Source organism: Bacillus sp. RC51, assembly GCF_044908115.1.
Lineage (GTDB): Bacteria > Bacillota > Bacilli > Bacillales > Bacillaceae_G > Bacillus_A > Bacillus_A mycoides.
Genome location: NZ_JBIYCW010000013.1, coordinates 65,879 through 85,536, shown reverse-complemented (window position 1 = coordinate 85,536; position 19,658 = coordinate 65,879). Strand labels below are relative to the sequence as shown.

The 19,658-nt window shown below is 34.0% G+C and carries 18 protein-coding genes, 1 pseudogene and 1 riboswitch; of the genes and pseudogenes, 4 read left to right on the top strand and 15 right to left on the bottom strand.

Features of this window, described 5'->3' with window-relative positions; genetic code table 11:
* Both feoB and ABH959_RS22515 read right to left on the bottom strand, forming a co-directional pair.
* Positions 1-1,989 carry a ferrous iron transport protein B gene (gene feoB, locus ABH959_RS22520; RefSeq protein WP_002129597.1) on the bottom strand — a complete coding sequence of 663 codons (1,989 nt, stop codon included), beginning with the start codon at positions 1,987-1,989 and terminating at the stop codon, positions 1-3.
* Positions 1,986-2,213: a FeoA family protein gene (locus tag ABH959_RS22515; protein ID WP_000060512.1), complete on the bottom strand. Its 228-nt coding sequence runs from the start codon at positions 2,211-2,213 to the stop codon at positions 1,986-1,988. The genes feoB and ABH959_RS22515 overlap by 4 nt, the downstream gene beginning before the upstream one ends.
* A 191-nt stretch (positions 2,214-2,404) precedes the next feature.
* A riboswitch (TPP riboswitch) is annotated at positions 2,405-2,506 on the top strand.
* An 86-nt stretch (positions 2,507-2,592) separates the two neighbouring features.
* Between ABH959_RS22515 and thiT the strand changes: the two genes are divergently transcribed.
* On the top strand, positions 2,593-3,252 hold the full coding sequence (thiT, locus tag ABH959_RS22510) for an energy-coupled thiamine transporter ThiT (RefSeq protein ID WP_113938175.1): 660 nt from the start codon (positions 2,593-2,595) through the stop codon (positions 3,250-3,252).
* A 219-nt stretch (positions 3,253-3,471) separates the two neighbouring features.
* Here the strand turns inward: thiT and ABH959_RS22505 are convergent, their stop codons facing one another.
* The 7 genes from ABH959_RS22505 to ABH959_RS22475 all read right to left on the bottom strand — a co-directional run bounded on the left by ABH959_RS22505 (position 3,472) and on the right by ABH959_RS22475 (position 11,077).
* Positions 3,472-5,325, bottom strand: a complete 1,854-nt coding sequence (locus ABH959_RS22505) for a sensor histidine kinase (protein ID WP_113938176.1) — start codon at positions 5,323-5,325, stop codon at positions 3,472-3,474.
* Positions 5,322-6,011, bottom strand: a complete 690-nt coding sequence (locus ABH959_RS22500) for a response regulator transcription factor (RefSeq protein WP_113938177.1) — start codon at positions 6,009-6,011, stop codon at positions 5,322-5,324. The genes ABH959_RS22505 and ABH959_RS22500 overlap by 4 nt, the downstream gene beginning before the upstream one ends.
* A gap of 54 nt (positions 6,012-6,065) precedes the next feature.
* Positions 6,066-6,686: a class D sortase gene (locus ABH959_RS22495; RefSeq protein ID WP_404493185.1), complete on the bottom strand. Its 621-nt coding sequence runs from the start codon at positions 6,684-6,686 to the stop codon at positions 6,066-6,068.
* A gap of 89 nt (positions 6,687-6,775) precedes the next feature.
* Entirely contained in the window at positions 6,776-7,270 is a 495-nt protein-coding gene (locus ABH959_RS22490) for an LPXTG cell wall anchor domain-containing protein (RefSeq protein ID WP_404493184.1), read from the bottom strand.
* Positions 7,271-7,443: 173 nt separating this feature from the next.
* The gene (locus ABH959_RS22485; protein ID WP_404493206.1) at positions 7,444-10,185 is read right to left on the bottom strand and encodes an S-layer homology domain-containing protein; all 2,742 of its coding nucleotides are present in this window, start codon (positions 10,183-10,185) and stop codon (positions 7,444-7,446) included.
* Between the two features lie 160 nt (positions 10,186-10,345).
* Complete coding sequence (locus ABH959_RS22480) at positions 10,346-10,678, bottom strand: hypothetical protein (RefSeq protein WP_113938179.1); 333 nt, start codon at positions 10,676-10,678, stop codon at positions 10,346-10,348.
* A gap of 183 nt (positions 10,679-10,861) precedes the next feature.
* Positions 10,862-11,077, bottom strand: coding sequence for a hypothetical protein (locus ABH959_RS22475; protein WP_113938180.1), 216 nt, complete (start codon positions 11,075-11,077; stop codon positions 10,862-10,864).
* 161 nt (positions 11,078-11,238) lie between these two features.
* On the opposite strand from ABH959_RS22475, the gene hpt reads away from it, so the two are divergent.
* Positions 11,239-11,766 carry a hypoxanthine phosphoribosyltransferase gene (hpt, locus tag ABH959_RS22470; protein WP_000687586.1) on the top strand — a complete coding sequence of 176 codons (528 nt, stop codon included), beginning with the start codon at positions 11,239-11,241 and terminating at the stop codon, positions 11,764-11,766.
* 150 nt (positions 11,767-11,916) lie between these two features.
* Positions 11,917-12,819 carry a diacylglycerol/lipid kinase family protein gene (locus ABH959_RS22465; protein ID WP_404493182.1) on the top strand — a complete coding sequence of 301 codons (903 nt, stop codon included), beginning with the start codon at positions 11,917-11,919 and terminating at the stop codon, positions 12,817-12,819.
* A 79-nt stretch (positions 12,820-12,898) separates the two neighbouring features.
* Here the strand turns inward: ABH959_RS22465 and ABH959_RS22460 are convergent, their stop codons facing one another.
* Positions 12,899-13,588, bottom strand: a complete 690-nt coding sequence (locus tag ABH959_RS22460; protein WP_404493181.1) for a DUF7003 family protein — start codon at positions 13,586-13,588, stop codon at positions 12,899-12,901.
* Positions 13,589-13,654: 66 nt separating this feature from the next.
* On the opposite strand from ABH959_RS22460, the gene ABH959_RS22455 reads away from it, so the two are divergent.
* Positions 13,655-14,566 carry an Rpn family recombination-promoting nuclease/putative transposase gene (locus ABH959_RS22455; protein WP_404493179.1) on the top strand — a complete coding sequence of 304 codons (912 nt, stop codon included), beginning with the start codon at positions 13,655-13,657 and terminating at the stop codon, positions 14,564-14,566.
* 39 nt (positions 14,567-14,605) lie between these two features.
* Here the strand turns inward: ABH959_RS22455 and ABH959_RS22450 are convergent, their stop codons facing one another.
* The 5 genes and pseudogenes from ABH959_RS22450 to ABH959_RS22430 form a co-directional block, all read right to left on the bottom strand.
* Positions 14,606-15,370, bottom strand: coding sequence for a hypothetical protein (locus tag ABH959_RS22450; RefSeq protein WP_404493178.1), 765 nt, complete (start codon positions 15,368-15,370; stop codon positions 14,606-14,608).
* A gap of 244 nt (positions 15,371-15,614) precedes the next feature.
* Positions 15,615-15,766, bottom strand: a pseudogene (locus ABH959_RS22445) (FtsX-like permease family protein); the annotation flags it as partial.
* Positions 15,767-15,962: 196 nt separating this feature from the next.
* A complete protein-coding gene (locus ABH959_RS22440; RefSeq protein WP_404493176.1) occupies positions 15,963-16,619 on the bottom strand; it encodes a YkyA family protein in 657 nt (218 codons plus the stop codon).
* A 17-nt stretch (positions 16,620-16,636) separates the two neighbouring features.
* Entirely contained in the window at positions 16,637-17,458 is an 822-nt protein-coding gene (locus ABH959_RS22435; protein ID WP_404493175.1) for a peptidoglycan-N-acetylglucosamine deacetylase, read from the bottom strand.
* Positions 17,459-17,535: 77 nt separating this feature from the next.
* The gene (locus tag ABH959_RS22430; protein ID WP_404493174.1) at positions 17,536-19,398 is read right to left on the bottom strand and encodes an FtsX-like permease family protein; all 1,863 of its coding nucleotides are present in this window, start codon (positions 19,396-19,398) and stop codon (positions 17,536-17,538) included.
* Between the last annotated feature and the right edge of the window lie 260 nt (positions 19,399-19,658).

Genomic DNA, 19,658 nt, shown 5'->3' with positions numbered 1-19,658 from the left:
CTAGAATCCGAGTAAGGACCCAACTTGGTATATAATGAGCGTTAATACATAAGCAACAACGAGCGGATAAACGACAGAGAAAACTGTCCATTTCATCGATCCAGTTTCACGTTTAATAACAGCTACTGTCGCTAAGCACGGAACATATAATAAAATAAAGAACATAAATGCATAGGCTGATAGCGCAGTATAATGTGCTCCCATTACATTTCCTAGCACATCTTCTTTAACCGCATAAATAATTGCCATCGTAGAAACGACAACTTCTTTCGCTAAAAATCCTGTTAAAAGGGATGCCGCAGCTTGCCACGTTCCAAAACCGAGCGGTGCAAAAAGTGGTGCAATAAATCCACCAATCATCGCTAAGAAACTGTCTCCCATATCAACACCAAATCCTGATGGACCTGCATAGTTTAATAACCAAATGACAACAGAACCACCGAAGATGAATGTACCCGCTTTACGAACAAATCCTTTACCTTTCTCCCACGTGCTCAGCCATAACGTTTTCGCTTGCGGCACACGGTAAGGTGGTAGTTCAATTACAAAAATAGATTTTTCTGCTTTTAAAATAGTAAGAGACATAATTTTTGTAACGAGTAATGCAAGAACAATCCCTGCGATATATAAAGAGAACACAACAGTCGCCTGACTATGAGGGAAGAAAACTCCCGCAAATAGTGCATATACAGGTAAACGTGCCGAACAAGACATAAACGGTGTTACAAGAACTGTAAGTAACCTTTCTTTTTCTTGTTCAATCGTTCTCGCTGCCATAATACCTGGAACGTTACATCCAAAGCCGATAATCATCGGAATAAATGCTTTTCCGTTTAAACCGAAAAACTCCATAATTCTATCCATAACAACTGCAATTCGTGCCATATATCCTGAGTCTTCTAATAATGAAATGAAGAAGAATAGTGCAAAGATTTGTGGAACGAATACTAATACCGCACCAACACCAGCAATAATACCTTCTGTAACGAGTGCTTGAATAAAGTCAGAAGCACCAACACTTGTGAGCCCAGCTGTAACCCAATCAGTAAGTTGTCCGCCAAAAAATCCATCAAGCATATCCGATAAAGGTGTACCAATCCACGTAAACGTAACCTGAAAAATAAAAAACATAACTGCTAAAAAGATTGGAAGTCCTAAAATTTTATGTGTAATTAACCTATCAATTTTTTCTGAAAAAGGAATTTTCCCTTCTTTCTCATGTTGCATAACATTTGTTTTTAACTTTTCAATATACGCTTCACGAGTCTTGTAAATGTGCTCTTCCAACGTACAATCAAGTTTTCCATCTAAACGAGATCGAATGGCTATAAGTTCCTTATAAATTGGTAATGCTTTCATTTCTTTTTCTACTACTTCGTTATTGCTTAAAAATTGAAGGGCTAACCATCTCGGATGCTCATAATTCGCTGTCTCTAAAAGAGCGATTACCTCTCCAATTCCTTCATCCATTTGTACACCATATGAAATAATGAATGGCTTTTTCTCTTTTTGTTTCTCTTCATGAAGAGTAGTAAGTAATTCTTCACAGCCTTTTCCGGTTCTTGCGATGACAGGAACGACTGTTACACCTAATATTTCTGATAGCCGTTTTACATTAATAACAATTCCTCTTTGCTTTGCCACATCAATCATATTTAAACCAATTGAAACGGGCTTACCAAATTCAAGTAATTGCAATGTTAAATGCATATTTCGCTCAAATTGAGAAGAATCCACTATATTTAACATATGATGAAATTCATCTGTTAGTAGAAAATTCGTAACGACACCTTCATCACGTGAAACTGGATTCAAATCATAAACGCCTGGTAAATCAATTAATGTTCCTTGCTTATCTTTTAATTTACCAACCTTCTTTTCTACTGTTACACCACTCCAGTTTCCTACATATTCATAAGAACCGGTAAGTGCATTAAATAATGATGTTTTCCCTGTATTCGGATTCCCTAGCAAAGCAACCTTATTCACGCTAATTCCACCTTTATCATTTTCGCGTCACAATGACGAATACTAATTAACTGTCCACGACACTCCAATGTACAAGGACCTTTAAACATCGCTTTCTGTTTCAAGCGAAGTTCGCTTCCTTCCGCGAGACCGAAAGCAGCTAGTCTACGCTTTAATAACTGATCTAAAGACTGAATACTTTTTACTAACACTTTCTCGCCAATTTTAATATCTACTAAGCTCATAACCTTCCCCCTCAGAAGAGAATGATAATTATTTTCAAAAAAATTATATCATACTCTATTTCACTTGGACTATATCTTTTTGCTTCATATTTATTAACATTTCAATACAATTATATTTCAATAATTGTCATACAAAGTATGTTTGCCATTCTCATCCATTTCACTTACAATAAACAATAACAAAAGAATCTCGTTATCACAGGGGGAGCCTTACCGCTGAGAGGGAACAATTCGTTCCGACCCTTTGAACCTGTTAGTTAATGCTAACGCAGGAATTGTGCAAACGTCCGAAATACACACCTCTTTTTTTATTTACGTATTTCGTATCCTCCTATGATAATGTTCTTTTTTGTGAAACTTGGATTTAGGGGGAGACAACATGCGTAACACCAATTTACAAGCGATGATCGAATCTGCTATTCTTGCAGCCTTCGCCTTGATTATCGACATTCTACCATTATCAATTAAACTTCCAACAGGCGGTTCCATCTCATTTGCTATGATTCCTATTTTTATTATCGCATACCGCTGGGGCTTCAAAAGGGCTTTCTTAGGAGGCTTAATTTGGGGGCTTTTACAAATTGTCGTAGGCGATGCTTACATTCTAACACCAGTTCAAGCATTCATTGAGTACTTCATTGCCTTTGCCTTTATCGGCTTTGCTGGTTTATTCTATCGTCCAATTCAAAAAGCACTTGCCTCAGACAACAGTAATGCAGAGCATTCAAATTTTGGTAGTCGCAAAGATAAACCAAAACAAAACAAAGGAAAAAAAGCACTCGTTTACATTATCCTTGCCACATTTGTCGGCAGCTTTGCACGCTATTTCTGTCACTTTATTGCTGGTATTATTTTCTTTGGTCAATATGCACCTAAAGGACAATCAGCTGTGCTATATTCATTAATTGTAAACGGCAGTACCATGATCGGTTCTTTCATACTATGTACTGTATTACTAATTCTTTTATTTACAACTTCACCACGCTTATTCAAAAGCATCGGTGCTTATCAAATGAATACACAAAAAAAGGGCGCTTAATTAGCGCTCTTTTTTTATCAAAGCTCTCAATGAGTAATATCAATAATAAATACAATAAATGCACAAAGAAAAATAAATACCATCACGCCTAGTAAATCGCTATTCACGGCTAATCTACTCCTTACATAACCTCATTTTCTATCCAAATTATACTTCTTAAAAATAAAGATTAGGTAAAGATAATATGAAGTTAAATTAAAAAAACGTAGATTGTATTATCTACGCTTTTTTCGGTAAATAGAAGTAAAATAAAACACCATCTTCGGTATTCTTCACCCCATATTCAGCATTGTGCAGTTCTAAAATATTTTTTGAAATCGCAAGGCCAAGCCCTGTTCCACCTTGTGAACGTTTCCTTGCCGCATCCACGCGATAAAAACGATCCCAAATTTTATCTAATTGTTCTTCTTCAATGTGAGCACCTTTATTTTCAATACATACTTTTATATGATCCTTCCCGTCTATTGTGGAAATAATAATATCTTCTTTTTCTGGTGTATAACGTATTGCATTCGTAATAAAATTCACAATTACTTGTTCAATTCTATTTTGATTCCCAATCACTTCTGCTGGACATATATGTTTGTGCACACTCAGTTCTTTTTTCTCTATCTCCGCTGAAAGCTGTTCACATATTTCTTCAATCACTCCATCTATATAGAAAGAATCCATCTTCATGTTATATGTGCCAGACTCAAATTTAGCTAATTCAAGCATATCCAAAATTAGTATATCCATCTTGTCTACTTCTTTTTCCATCGCCTGAAAATAGTAGTCTTTCTTATGTTCAGCTACCCCATCTTTTAAAATGGAAATACAGCTTTTCATAATACTCAGCGGCGTTTTTAGTTCATGCGATACACCCGCAATAAATTCTTTCCTTGTGTTTTCTAACTTTCTTTCTTTTTCAATATCTTGTTCTAACTGTCCAATATGTGAATGTAGTTTATTAGATAATGTATTAATATTTTGCGATAAATCACCAATTTCATCTTTTGAAGTAATCGGAATTTTTTCTGTGAAATCCAAATGAGCTATTTTCTTCGTTGTATCATTTATTTTTAGTAACGGTTTTGCAATTTGTTTTGAGTAATAAAACGAAGCTAGAAAAATTAGAACGACTACAAATGCTACAATATAGATGTAATAATCTTGCACCATTTGTACAGCCTCATCTACAGGCTGTAAAGAAGCCATCGCATATATATATGTTACCGATCCGTCTTTTTCTTTTTTTGGTTTAATTAATAATTTATATTTTATATCATTTTTTTCATAGTCCATTATTTGTGTTGAATACTGTATATGATTATTCTCTTTTAATAATAACTCAGTTTGAAATTCCTTTATGCTATCTAAGAATAAACTATTTTTATAAATTGGATTCACAGGACCTTTTACATCGGGGAACTGTACTTTCGTAACACGTCCTACTATGAAAGCATCTAATTCCTGAGCAGCTTGCTCCTGAACGGCCGGCTTCTTTTCCTTAACAACTTGTTCCTCAGCTGCTTTCTTTTTCTCCTGATCTAATTTAATCATTTTCTCATTAAATGCTTTTTCTAACGGTTTATTAGATCCACTTAAATTTTGTTTACCTAACGAGAAAGAGAATGGAATAAAACTTTCTTCTTTTCTCACTCCAGAAAAATAAATTTCTTGTCCTAAAAACTTCTCTGATAATTTATTATCAATCTCCTCTATATTGACGAGATTACCTAAGGGAATCTTGAATATTTGTTGTCCAAAGCTCTTTTGTTGCCTACGGTCTATCGTTACTTCAAAATAAAAATCATCCACATGTTTTAAATTCCCATTCTGATCTAACGTCGTAATCCACGTATTATTTTCTCTTAAAAAATCTTGCTCCAGTTTCTGAACTTCTTCTGCACTTCCTGCATAATTCAAATAATTCTTCTCAAAGGAATTTAAATTCACTTTAATATCTTCTACTTTTCGGTTCGCATAATATTGTTTGAAAAATATTGTTTGCCCAATAAATATCGTCGCTAAAATCAACATACATAGGGCTGTTGTAAGTGTAAATAATTTAAGTACAATCCCATTTCTCATATGTTCCCCTCGAATTTATAACCGGTTCGCACTACAGTTGTAATGTGCTTTGATTTCTCTCCTAATTTATTTCGTAAATTACGAATATGGCTATTAACCGTTCGATCATCACCAGCAAACTCATATCCCCAAATTCTTGAAATTAATTGCTCTCTTGTTAGTACAATTCCTTGGTTTTTCATGAAATACACTAATATTTCAAATTCTGTATGTGTTAAAGTAATGTCTGCCTCATCAACAGTAACAGTACGTGACGGAAAATGGACGTGAATGCCATGAATTGATAACGTATCATCTTCATTTTCTAAAGGTTTCTTTGATGCTTGTCTACTTTCTAATAATCGTTTCGCTCTCGCTAATAAAATAGGCGGACTATACGGTTTCGCAACATAATCATCTGCCCCAAGCTCAAATCCAAGTAACGTATCATCTTCATCTACACGTGCCGTCAGCATAATAATTGGGACCCCGGACGTCTTACGGATCCTTCGGCAAACAGACCATCCATCTAGTTCTGGTAACATAATATCAAGTATAACTAAATCGACCTCTTCTTCTTCAAATAAAACTAAAGCCTCTTTCCCGTCTCTCGCTTCAAGCACTTTATATTGTTCACTCAAAAAGTAATCCTTTAATATTTCGCGTAAAATATCTTCATCTTCAACAATTAAAATGTTTTTTGACATAATCTATGTCTCCCCCTCTCATTTTAAGTAGCTAGCATTTTGTACTTGATAATTTTATTTTGAATTGCTCGTAATTAACTTTGCCTCGATAATATATCGATCCGGTGCATCCCCTATATAATCAAATGGATAGCAAGTCGTCAGTGTTAATGTCGGCTCTTCTTTTTTTACAATAACAGTGCGATCATCCGCATGTGTAATCCATGTCTTTTGAATTTCGTATGTGTAAATTTTATTATCATACTCCAAAATAAGGTTATCCTTTTCTTTTAACTCTCCTAAATCTGTAAATACAGTATCTCGATGCCCACTCAGTACAGTATGTCCTCCTCCAGATGGTGTTGTCGTTAAATCACTAACAAACATACCGACTCCTTTTTTCAATGTTGCATCATTTGCTCCCCAATATATAGAAAACTTCTTCTTTATTTTCGGTATATTTAACATTGCTACCTTTTCTCCTTCTTTATGATCGGTTTGAGAAGAAGGTACTTGGGAAGTTACAGGTGTTTCATGTGAAAGTTGATTATCTTGTATATTTTTAAGGCTCTTTATTTCTTCTTTCGTTAATTCTTGAGCAGAGCTTTTTCCTTTATACCATTCCACAGCGTAATACGATCCCATGAATAGCCCTATGGCCATCAATATGATACCGATATAATTGAGTAACTTCATGTTCCATCCCTCCATGCAAAAAATGGTAGGAATAACCTACCATTTTTAATATATGAAATTATCCCATTCTTTATAGAAAAATATTTTATTTACGCCTTAACTTTATTACGACGCTTCAAACCAAATAATGTCCCTATCCCTACAAGACATGCGCTTAGTGCCATCATTGCTACATTATTTGATGCTGTGTTTGGTAATTTTTCACCTTGTACAGCTGGCTTTGCTACTTCCTTTTTCGCTGCATCATTCTTTTGCCCGGCCTTAATTGCTTCTTCTTTTTTTGCAAGAGCTTCCTTTTCTTGAACTTGTGGTGTTACTTCTTTTTTCGCTGTATCATTCTTTTGCCCTGCTTTTATTGCTTCTTCTTTTTTAGCCATATCACTTTTTTCTTGTACTTGTGCTGCTTCTTTTTTCTCTACTTCGCTCTTTTGCTGTACCTTAATTGCTTCTTCTTTTTTAGCTGCATCTTGCTGCACTTGCGCCGCTTCTTCCTTTGTTAATGTTCCAGTATCCGCACTCGCTACTGAAGAATATCCTACTGTTAAAAGTGCCATCGCACAAATTGGTAATAGTTTTTTTTTCATTTTATTTCTCTCCTTTTATACTTTATTCTAGTAATACATTACGTCGCACCGGATGTATTACTAGAATAAACAAGAGATGTAAATATAAGATGCAGATGAAATGGAGTTCTTTTAAAGATTTCATTATAAAAAAAGGTTATCCAAAAATAATCTTTTGGATAACCTTTTTTTATTTAATCTACACTTAAAGCTTTCTTCCCCATTTGGTTATAAATACTTGCAAACCAACTCTTACTCACTTTCACATTTTTCGTTCCATAAAATGGATCATTATAATACACGTAATTATCATCGACACCTGTTAAAACGACCGCATGAGTATTCATTCGTCCATAAATTGTTTTTCCGCCTGGTGTTTTCCACGTTGTAATTGGTCTTGGATTATTTAGTGCTACAGTTACCCAAGTAACAACTGGTTTCCCATTTCGTACATAATCTTCTAGGGCTGAGAAATTATTTCCTGTTAAATTCGTTCCTCTTGCATATTTATCTAACAATCTTTTTAATGGTTCTGGATTAATAGAATATCCTGGCGTATTTCCTGTCACATCACCTACAAACCCTACATCTGGATCTCCCCAAATTTGTGATGATGTTTTATAGTTCTTTAATTTTGTTTGATCAAAAGGCATTTCAAACGCAAATGCTACTTTATTTAATGAACGACCAATTTGATGTTCCACAAGCATTTGTAAAGAAACTACTTCACAGCCATTGTGTAATTCTGGGAATTGGTAAATTGATGGTACGTTCAATATCACTTGACTACGATTAACATTGCCTTCATTCACCCATTTCAAACCATTATTAGTTTGTATTTGAATCCAACCGCCTGCTCTTTCGCCATACACTTCTACTGTTTGCGGAGAATATTTCCCTGATACGCGCGATACAAAACTAGGGCTGTCATATGCGAAAAATACTTTAGATAAATACTTTGTCTCCTTTTTCGTGTCCAACCATTGGTATCCTGCATATGTACTTATACGAAGCCACGTTCCTCTTTCTTCTACAACAGTTACTGTTTGTGGTCCATAATACGCTAAAACATTCGCAGACCGTGACGGAGCATCATAAGTAGTAAAGTCTCTATCAATCTGTACTTTCTTTTCAGTTAGACATACCCACTTATAGCCCACACTAGTATGAATTTTAATCCAATCGCCTTCTCTTTCTTCAACAACCGTCACTTCTTGCGGAGTATACTCGCCTGAAATACCAGATGATAATGACGATTCATTATATGTAACGAAGTTTTTCGTTATATTTACTTTCTTCTCAGTTAAGCACACCCACTTAAAACCCAAATCCGTATTAATTTTTATCCATCCACCATCTCTTTCTTCATATACCCTTACTTCTTGTGATGCATATTCATTTGAAATACCTGATGATAATGATGGACTATTATAAGTAAAGAAATTTTTCGTTATATTTACCTTTTTCACTTTTACTTCGCTATCTTTAGATTGATCTGTCACCGCAACAAGTCGAGCTGCCTCAGCACGTGATATCGATTTATCAGGTTGCCACTGTGTTCCATCAATACCACTTGATATACCTAATTCTACTAAAATATTAATGAATTTCTCGCCCCAATGATCTTTCACATCATTAAATAATGTCGGTAATTCTCCATTAACTTTCGAATCTAATTGATATGCTTGTACAAGCATTGTTGCCATTGCCGCTCTTGTCATTTGACCGTACGGATTAAATTTCCCGTTTCCTTCACCTTTAATAACGCCTGCTTTTTCCACCGCTGCAATGTAAGAAGATGCCCAATTATCTTTCGAATCTATAAAGGTCGGCTTGTCCCCTTCTTTAACTTCTAATCCTAAAACTTTAGCCATAATTGTAGCCGCTTCAGCCCTACTTAATACGCTATGCGGTGAAAATGTTCCATCCGGCATTCCTGTAATTACTTTTTTATTCACTAAATAAGTAACAGACTCTTCCGCCCACCCTGGAACATCAGGGAATGATTGTGGTGCTGCTTGTAAATTACTTACTGCCCTCTTTAATTCTACTTCTCTTTTTTCCTGTTCTTCCTTTTGCTTTAATTCAAGCTCTTGTTTTTCTTGCTCTTCTTTTTGCTTTAATTCAATTTCTTGTTTTGTTTGTTCTTCTTTTTGCTTTAATTCAAGCTCTTGTTTTTCTTGCTCTTCTTTTTGCTTTAATTCAATTTCTTGTTTTGTTTGTTCTTCTTTTTGCTTTAATTCAATTTCTTGTTTTGTTTGTTCTTCTTTTTGCTTTAATTCAATTTCTTGTTTTTCCTGCTCTTCTTTCTGCTTTAACTCTATTTGCTGCTTCTCCAATTGTTGCTGCTTTATTCGTAATTCTTCTTGCTGTTTCTTTAATTCTTCTCTCTTTTGCTTCTCTTTTAATTCATGATTTGTCCCTTCTTGTTTATTCTTTTCGTCTACTTCTAATCGATCCTTCTCTTCAAGCTCTTCCTTCTTTTTTTGTTCCTCTAATTCATTCAAGTTTGTTTCTTCTTGGTTATTCTTTTCATCAATCTTCTTTTCTTTTAGTTCTAACGGATTCTTCTTTTCAAGTTTTTCTTGTTGTTTCTTTAATTCATCTAATTTTTGCTGAACTTCTTCTAATTGTCCTTTATCTTCGCTACCTTGTTTCAGTAACTCTTCTTTTTTCTGTTTTAATTCGTCAACCTTAATAAATAACTCTGCCTGCTGTTTCAAAATATCTTTTCTTTTTTCTAATTCCATTTGTTGCTCTTGTATAACTTCCAATTGTTTTTGCAATTCACTTTGTCTATCACTATGTATACTCTGTAAAGCTTCTATATTATTTCTTGTTTTATTTTCAATTTCCGCTAGCGAACTAGAAGGAAATGTTAATAGATTTGTTGCCAATAAACTCGCTACTGCAATTACACTATATTTTTTCATCATACACACCTTTTCTAATTTTACTTCCATCATATTTCCTACCATATGCAAAATGTAAGATTCCTTTATAATCATAACAAATCTTTCATACACTAAGGGACTTTTTATGAACAGGAAAGAAGCACCGTATAAATACGATGCTTCTTTCGATGTGTCTCGATATTTATTTGTTACTTTCGCGTGATTGAGAAGTAGGAAGGGCCGGAGTGATAACTAATTGTCTCGGCTCAGTTTTCTTTAAGTGATTTTTGACGTTACACTTACGACGTTGAACAACCCACGCTTTAATAGGGTTTGTCAAAATAATCTTTTGCTCTTCATTAGGGGCCTCTTCTTCAAACCTACAACTCTCGCTCCATTTATTCCATTTCATTGTAAATTTAGAAGAAGAATGATCGTCTTCTCGATCAAACAAGTGCAAAAAATCCATTTCGCCAGCTAGCATTACGGTGTTGCTAGTTGCTAAAAAAGAAAAGGTCGTCCAACGTTTCTCCATGCCCTCCTACTCCTTCTTCACATATAGAGTGCCTAAAACTTAATTCACCTAAAATATGCTTGCCTTTTACCTTACACTTATAGTTTATCCAAAACACTATTATGCAACTATCGATTTGCCTTACAACTACCTTACATTTTTGTAAGAAACAAAAAACCTTCACTCTCTATACGTGAAGGTTTCTCATTTCTTATCTATATGATCTTTCATATGATCTACTCCAGCTTCTTGCAGCTGTGACATCATACCGTGGGAAATTGCGCCTAATACTAAAGTCATTCCAATTAGTGAAATGCGAATTGCAGGTACATCAATTATGTAAGCCAACATGCCAAGAACAATTGTTAAAAGCAATGCTTTTATAAATGTTACACTTGTATACTGTTTCTTTTTCATCATAATCACCCTTTTTGGAAGCGTTTTCTTAATATTATCAGTATATCATATCATCTGACTATTTTGTGGGGATTTCTGTAAAAACCTTATATCTTCTTTGACTTTTTTCTTTCTATCCTTTACAGTCGAAATGTTCACAAGTTTTACACTGTAGGAGGATTCAAATGAAAATTGAAATAAAAGACACTTTAATTTCTGAAGAGCAATTACAAGAAAAAGTAAAAGAGCTAGCGCTTCAAATCGAACGTGATTTTGAAGGAGAAGAAATCGTTGTAATCGCTGTATTAAAAGGATCTTTCGTATTCGCTGCTGATTTAATTCGTCATATTAAAAACGAAGTAACTATCGACTTTATCTCTGCATCTAGCTACGGAAATCAAACAGAAACAACTGGAAAAGTAAAACTATTAAAAGATATCGATGTAAACATTACTGGAAAAAACGTAATTGTCGTAGAAGACATTATCGATTCTGGTTTAACACTTCACTTCTTAAAAGATCACTTCTTCATGCATAAACCAAAAGCATTGAAATTCTGTACGTTACTTGATAAACCTGAACGCCGTAAAGTGGACTTAAAAGCTGAGTATGTTGGCTTCCAAATTCCAGACGAATTTATCGTTGGCTACGGTATCGACTGCGCAGAAAAATATCGTAACTTACCATTTATCGCTTCAGTTGTAACGGAATAATATAATAAAATGAAACCTTAATCATTGGGATTTTTGTCCATTCCCAATGATTATTGGCCCGCAAATAGCAGGATCAAATAAGCTTCCATGCATTATTGGTGGAAGTTTTATTTCTACCGTAATTTATAAAAACAAAGGGAGAGATGAAGAATGACAAAAACAAAATTTGAAAAAGTACTCCTCATCGTAAATCCGAAAGCAGGACAAGGCGATTTACATACGAACTTAACAAAAATCGTACCACCACTTGCCGCAGCTTTTCCTGACTTACATATCCTTCATACGAAAAAACAAGGTGATGCAACAAAATATTGTCAGGAGTTTGCTAGTAAAGTAGATTTAATTATCGTCTTTGGTGGTGATGGAACTGTATTTGAATGCACAAACGGCTTAGCCCCTCTTGAAACTAGACCTACACTTGCAATCATTCCAGGCGGAACTTGCAACGACTTCTCTCGCACACTTGGTGTTCCGCAAAATATTGCAGAAGCAGCGAAACTCATTACAAAAGAACATGTAAAACCAATTGATGTCGCAAAAGCAAACGGACAACACTTCTTAAACTTCTGGGGCATTGGACTCGTATCTGAAGTATCAAACAATATTGATGCAGAAGAGAAAGCAAAGCTTGGTAAAATCGGTTACTACTTAAGTACCATTCGAACTGTCAAAAACGCTGAAACATTCCCAGTAAAAATTACTTACGACGGACAAGTATATGAAGACGAAGCTGTCCTTGTTATGGTTGGAAACGGTGAATATCTTGGTGGTATCCCGTCCTTTATTCCGAACGTGAAATGCGATGACGGAACACTTGATATTTTCGTCGTAAAATCCACAGGCATCCAAGCATTTAAAGATTATATCGGAAAGAAATTATTTGAAGACACAAATGAAAATGATATCTTCCACGTAAAAGCAAAATCCATTCATATTGAAACAGAAGAAGAAAAAGAAGTAGATACAGATGGAGAAAGTTCGCTTCATACACCTTGTCATATTGAACTATTACAAGGGCACTTTACGATGATTTATAATCCTGCGGTTGTGTAATGCAAAAAGACGAGCTAAAGTTTCAACACTTTGGCTCGTCTTTTTTATTAGCAAGGCATTTTGATCTACTCTTTAATTTTTAATATAAATTTTCGTAATCAAACTCCACCCAATTTTTCCAGTGCGTATTAGCATCCTTGTCTACAATAACACTTGAATCTTGCTTCTCTATCGCTGCAGCTACTGATTGGAAGAATTCATTTTCACTTACTTTCTCTTCTTCAACATGTTGCCACTCTTCCGTTTCATAAGCTACTTCCCAATCACCTTTTAAACCCAACTCTTCTAAAATTTCTTCTTTATCCCACCATAATAACTTTCTAGCTTCTTCATTAGTAGCAAGCATACGCAGGAAATATGTTGGATAAGACTCTTTCGTTTTCACTTCTATTCCATTATTCGCATAATCTTCTTCTGTAAATTGATATTCAAAATGATGATCGCGAATTTTTAAACTACCGTTATGAATATCCGGTATAAATTCACCTTTATTATCAAATAATTCATAATCTCCATCTTTTACTTGCAAAATACCGTCATCACCAATTAAATGATTCATTCTATTGCCATATACTTGAATATCATTAAATACACCTAATGAACCTACACCGACAATTTGAAACACCATTAACCAATCCTTAGTATCTTTAAAGAAAAGAGAAAATTTCACTTGCGAAATATCCATATATTCATTATCAAAGGCAGGAAATTCATAGTTACTTTGCTTTCTATCTAATAGCTTCAAAATAGCAGAAGGGTCTGTTTGCATGGCCTAGTTCTTTTTAGGTACAATGAGGGAAAGAGGCAACCTGATATACAAGGGAGAGGAAAAGCTGTGTTCAACCAACAGTTAGTTAATTTACGCATTGATTTTGCATTTAAACAATTGTTTGGTACGAATGGTAGTGAAGATATTCTAATTGCATTTTTAAATGCCATGTTACAAGATTCTTTAGAATCACCCATCGCTTCTCTACAACTAGAAGATCCGCATTTACACCGGGAACACGCAAATGATAAATTATCAATTCTAGACATTTCAGCTACGTTAAACACAGGGACAAAAGTAAATGTCGAAATACAGCTCAATAATAATCACGATATGATGAAACGCAGTTTATATTATTGGGGAAAATTATACACATCTCAATTACAAAAAGGCATGCCATACAGTGCACTTCGTAAAACCATCACCATTAATTTATTGAACTTCATAATGTTTTTAGATCACAAAGAATTTCATACAATGGGCACATTATGGAATACACAACAACAGAAACTACTAAGTGATGACATAGAAATTCACATTGTAGAAATCCCAAAGTTAACAGAACAATGGCATGAAGAAAAAGTAAATCCATGGAAAGATCCATTTGTTCGTTGGCTTTTATTACTTTCAGCAAATGAGGATGAACACTTAACTAAAACATTGGAGGATATTGCTATGAACCAAGATCCTATTTTACAAAAAGCGATAAATAAATGGGAACGTATGAGTCAAGATTCTTCTTTCCGACAAGCCTATGAAGCGAGGGAAAAGGTTTTAATGGATGAGGCTGCAAAATTTGCCCACGCAGAGAAAGAAGGAATGAAAAGAGGCATAGAAAAGGGGATGGAAAAAGGGATTCAACAAGGAAAAATACAAATGATTAAAGGTATGTATGAACTTGGTATCCCTCTTGAAACGATTTCTCAAGCAAGCAAATTAAGTGTGCATGAGGTTGAGCATATTTTAGGACATAAATAGTAATAAAAAAGAGCTTGAATGGTTTCAAGCTCTTTTTTATTAACTTTCCTCTATTCTTTCAATCTTCCAAACTAAACTAGCTGGCTCGTTTTTCTCTAAAAAGGTTAACATCCATATAGTTTTCCCTTTGTCGTTCATCAACATCACTTTATGGTTTAACTTCCAAGCCACGTCACTAATATGATTAAACATTTTATACATATCTTCTTCTCTAATAAGCTTTTCCTTTTTGATTAATCGTCTCGTTCTATACCCCCTTATTTCTAAGTACATATCAGCATAAGCCACTTCATGCTGACAAATTATACTACATACATATTTTTTATTTGGACTACTCTTCTTTATATATGCAAGTTCATTTTTATAATCCAAATCCAGTATCTGATTGTATGCTTTTTCTAACGCCTCTATATCCCAATCATATTTCACAGCTAAATTCTTCATTTCAGAGTGTACAATACGAAGAGCTAATTCTTTTTTCTCTCGCTCTAATAAATACGAAAAATCCTTTTCACTCCCATACTCTACAAAAGCATTCATATATTCAGGAAAAATTCGATATTTCTTCTCCCACTGATTTAATAATGAAATATCATCCACACAGTAAATCAAAATACCTTTTTCATAGTCTGTTCTTAGCTTTGGCATATGTCGCTCGTATAAAGAAGTAATACAGCTCGTTTCTTGTAAAAAAGATATCTCTTCCTCATAATTGCTTGAGGATGTTAATTGTAATACTTCTAGGCTACTTATATTCTCTTTTCTTTTTAGAAAACTTAATTGGATATCTCTTATAATTGGCATTTACTCTCTCCTTCTTAACGCTACGACTATATAATTAATTCTCTAGTACCAACTAATTAATTTCAACCCAGCCCATTCCCATAGAGAGAAATAAAAGCCCCACTACAAAAAAGAGCGCACCAATTATAACACTCCATTTAAATACCATTGTCATACATACTTCATTTTAACTAATAAAAAAGCGAAAGAGAACATAATTCCCACTATGTTTTCCTTCGCTTCACGAGAAATTTCATCACTATTTTTATTCCCTAACAATCCGAAAATAAGAACGAACCATTAAGAAATAATAGCCAATATAAATAACGCTATACACACCAATACTTATTAATAATGGAACTGCAATTTCGATAAACCTTTTAGCGCAAATAAACTGTGTGAATTTCCAACTACTAAAAGATATACTCCTTAATTACTCATATTAAATTTATTTTAATTCAGTTCTCTTAATTTTTTTTGGGATAGTATACTCATTTACCTTTATAATTTTTTAGATTCCCCTGAATTAAAGCGCAAGAAGAAAAAGCCCCAATGCACAGTAGATTGGGACTCTTGAACTTTATATTCTCTTTTTGGGTAAGAAATAAAGGGTTTATTTCTCATCCTTTATTTTAATTTTTGCTTGTTTATAAAAATCTAATTTCTCTTTGTTATATTCTTGTGTATATCTATTAAATTTCTCTTTTTCTTGTTGAATGTCCTCATTCATTTGATTCACACCTTTAATCTTTTTACTAACCCTTTTTAAGTTCGTTTCTTTTTCACCTAAGCTTTTATATAATTCTCTTTCAGATTTCATTAATTTTTGATACGAATCATTTATCTTACTAAAAGATGCATAACGCTTTTTATAAATATCCTGTATGTTTTTCGCTTGTTTCTGAAGAGCTGCATCTTCCATTTTATCTATAGTTTTATGAACTGATTTTACTTCTTCTTGTGCTTTTCCAAAAGCTTCTTTTTCTTTGTTCCATACTTTTTCACGATCATCAATATTTTTTGTAGCTTGCTCTAACTTCGGCATAATTGCTTGGTTACTATCTTTACCATCATTTATAATTTGATTGTATAACTCTTGACCTTCTTTTTCTAAAACCTCTAGTTTTTTCACATCTTCAGAAACCGTCTTTTCTTGCTTCGTTGCATTTTCAAATGCAACGAACAATTCTGCTTCTGGCTTCGTACCAAAACACCCTGTTAATAAGCTTATGGATATAATTCCCGTAATCGTTAACGCTTTATAAGTCAATGTCAATTCCCCCTATGTTACATACGTTTATCATGCATAAAGTTCAATGTGAAATGATCATCTTCATGATATGCTTCAAATTCATACCCTTTTTCTTTTAAACCTTTAATAATAGCAGGTACTGCTGCAACGGACTGCGGATGAATGTCATGCATCAAAATCACTTCTTTTTGATCTGTCGCACCAGCCAGTACATTTTGAACAATTTTTGCTGTTGCCGTATTTATCGGCATCCCACTATATTCCCAATCTAATGAATCAATTGTCCAATCCCATACTTTAAGACCATTTTCTACAACTTTATTACGAAGCTCTTCGTGTAACCCAGGCTTCGAACCATATGGCGGACGTGTGAGTTTTGGTGCATGTCCAAGAATACTAGCAATTAAACTTTGATCCTCTTTCATTTCATCAACATAGCCACCCTGGGCATATAATTTCTTGTTATTGTGCGTCATACTATGCATTCCCACATAGTGTCCTTCTACTTCTTCTCGCTTTACTAAATCAGGATACGATTTTACATTTTGACCAATTAGAAAAAATGTTGCTTTCGCATCATTTTCCTTTAATATATCTAGCAACTGTGCCGTATACTTTCCTGGACCGTCATCAAAGGTAAGATAGGCAATTTTTCTAGTTTGACCATTAAATTGCGTTGGTGCTACCTTATTCATCTCCACTTTTATTTGTTCATTTGCATATTGAACTGGATTCTCTTGATTTGCTATCGCTTTTGCAGGTGAGGTTATCGATTGAAATACAAAAAAAGCTCCTCCCATTACAACTGTAGCTACTGTCATTACAACTATGTTTTTTACCTTTAACAAATTCCCCATTCTATTAATTCCTTTCTACATTCCTTACGTATTAATAAAACATTAATCTAGCTTTTCAAGTCTTCCTCTTTAACTATTTATCTTTCCTTTGGAAGAACAATCCTCTTATATAATTGTACAGTGATTAAATAGTAGACTATATAAATCCCCAGGAATATACTAATCGGCATCCAGATGTTCACATATGGATTCACAAAAAATTTAACAAATGTAAATATATTCATTCCTACCAAAACATGAATGAGACCCAATATTGCTGGAAATAGAAATACGATACCTAATTCTTTATACATAGATTTTATAAGTAATTCTTTACGCACCCCAATTTTCCGAAGCATCTCATACCGCCCTATATCTTTCGTAGCCCCAGAAAGGATTTTAAACATTAAACAACTTGCCATCATAGCTAAAAAAGCAAGACCTAAAAAGAATCCCATAAAGGAAGTTCCTTTTGAAAAGGCGAGCATAGATTCATAATCACCATAGTTCGTTGGTAAATATACGTCTTCCTTAGACCTATTAGTAGCAACAGCTATTTTTTCAATTTGACGATTATCCATCTCTTTTAACTCTGTTTTATACTGTAAAATATTATCTACTTTAGCAATAAAAAACGTATGCTCATTCCCTTGAATTGTTTCATAACGGTTTTTATCGACAATATAGACAGGCTTACGATCATATACAGTAATATTCGACCTAAAATCACTATCCACAATCTTGTCCCAGTTCATCGGTAACGTAGAACTAGATGGATCAACTTCCTCTCCCTTAAACATCCTATAGCTCGAAGATGGAAGTTGTTCAGAAATATGTGTTGTCTCTTTCTTTCTGAATAGAAGTGGAGGATTCTCTAATAATTCCTCTTTTAAATAGTAAACAGCCTCATTATCAACTTTATATTTATACTGTTTTTTATCTATAATTTTCATTTTTTCCATAGCTTTATAATCCGTTGCTTCTGGATCATGAATTGTAATATCATACCCTGGCATTTTTTCTGCTGTAAGGATTACATTTTTCTGTAAAGACATGCCACCGGCCATTGCCCCCACGCCTAGTCCAATTAGCATCGTTACCGTTCCTAATATTTTCGTCAAACTACTTACACGGAACTGCAATTGTGCAAATGTAAATGCATTTAATTTCTTTTCGTTTAAATAGCGCGTTTTTTTTAATCTATTAACAAACGTGGGTAAAAGAGAAATAAATATAAGGTATGTTCCCAATGTAATTGTGAATAATGGGAGTAAAATGGCGCCAGCACCTTTTATTCCTACAAAGATTACGAAATAATATCCTACACTTAGTCCTAATAAACTACATAAAGTTAACGCCATTGTGACAAGACCCTTTTTTCGTATCTGCTCCGCCTTTTGTTCTGTACGAATTAAATCTAATTCTGTTTTAAGTGTTATTCGAATTGCATTCACAACAGATGTAAGCAGAAACAATGCGCTGAAGAATATAAATGTTATTTTGAATGCAGGACCATAAAAAGCTTGATAACCTTCAGCTGATATTTCCAATTGTTTTGTTAAAAACCCACTTATGAAATTAGAAAGAATAGCTCCGAATATGCTACCTAATACTAGTGAAATCATTCCCATAGCTAACGTCTCAAAAAATAAGAGTTGGCTGATTTTACTCTTTTTTGCTCCTAATACAAGATACATGCCAAGTTCTTTCCGCCGGAGTGAGAGGAGAAATGAGTTTGCATAAAAAATATAAAAGAAGGTAATAAACGCCACCAAAATAGATCCTATTTGAAATACAAATACAATTGAACCAATAATGCTGTTATTCATTGTAAATTCTTTATTTAACGCAAGCGTTTGAAACATATAAAATATAGAAATTGAGATTACAAGACCTATTAGTAAAACGATGTAATCCTTTATCATTTTTTTCATACTGGAAATAGAAAGTTTTAATAACATACTCTATGCCCACGCTTCTCTACAGTATGGTGTACTACATTCACCTTTTTACTATGCACTTTTTGCACAACGTTCTCATCAAATATTAAATTTTTCATATTGCCTCCTGTCATATGGCCAGTGTTGCGATTATGCTATTTTTATAGACACTAACTATCATTTTATCTTTTCTTTACAAACAGCAATATTGATTCCCCTTACATTATCCTTACATTTTTGTAATGTATATTTCTAATGAAATTATAATATACGAATTAAAT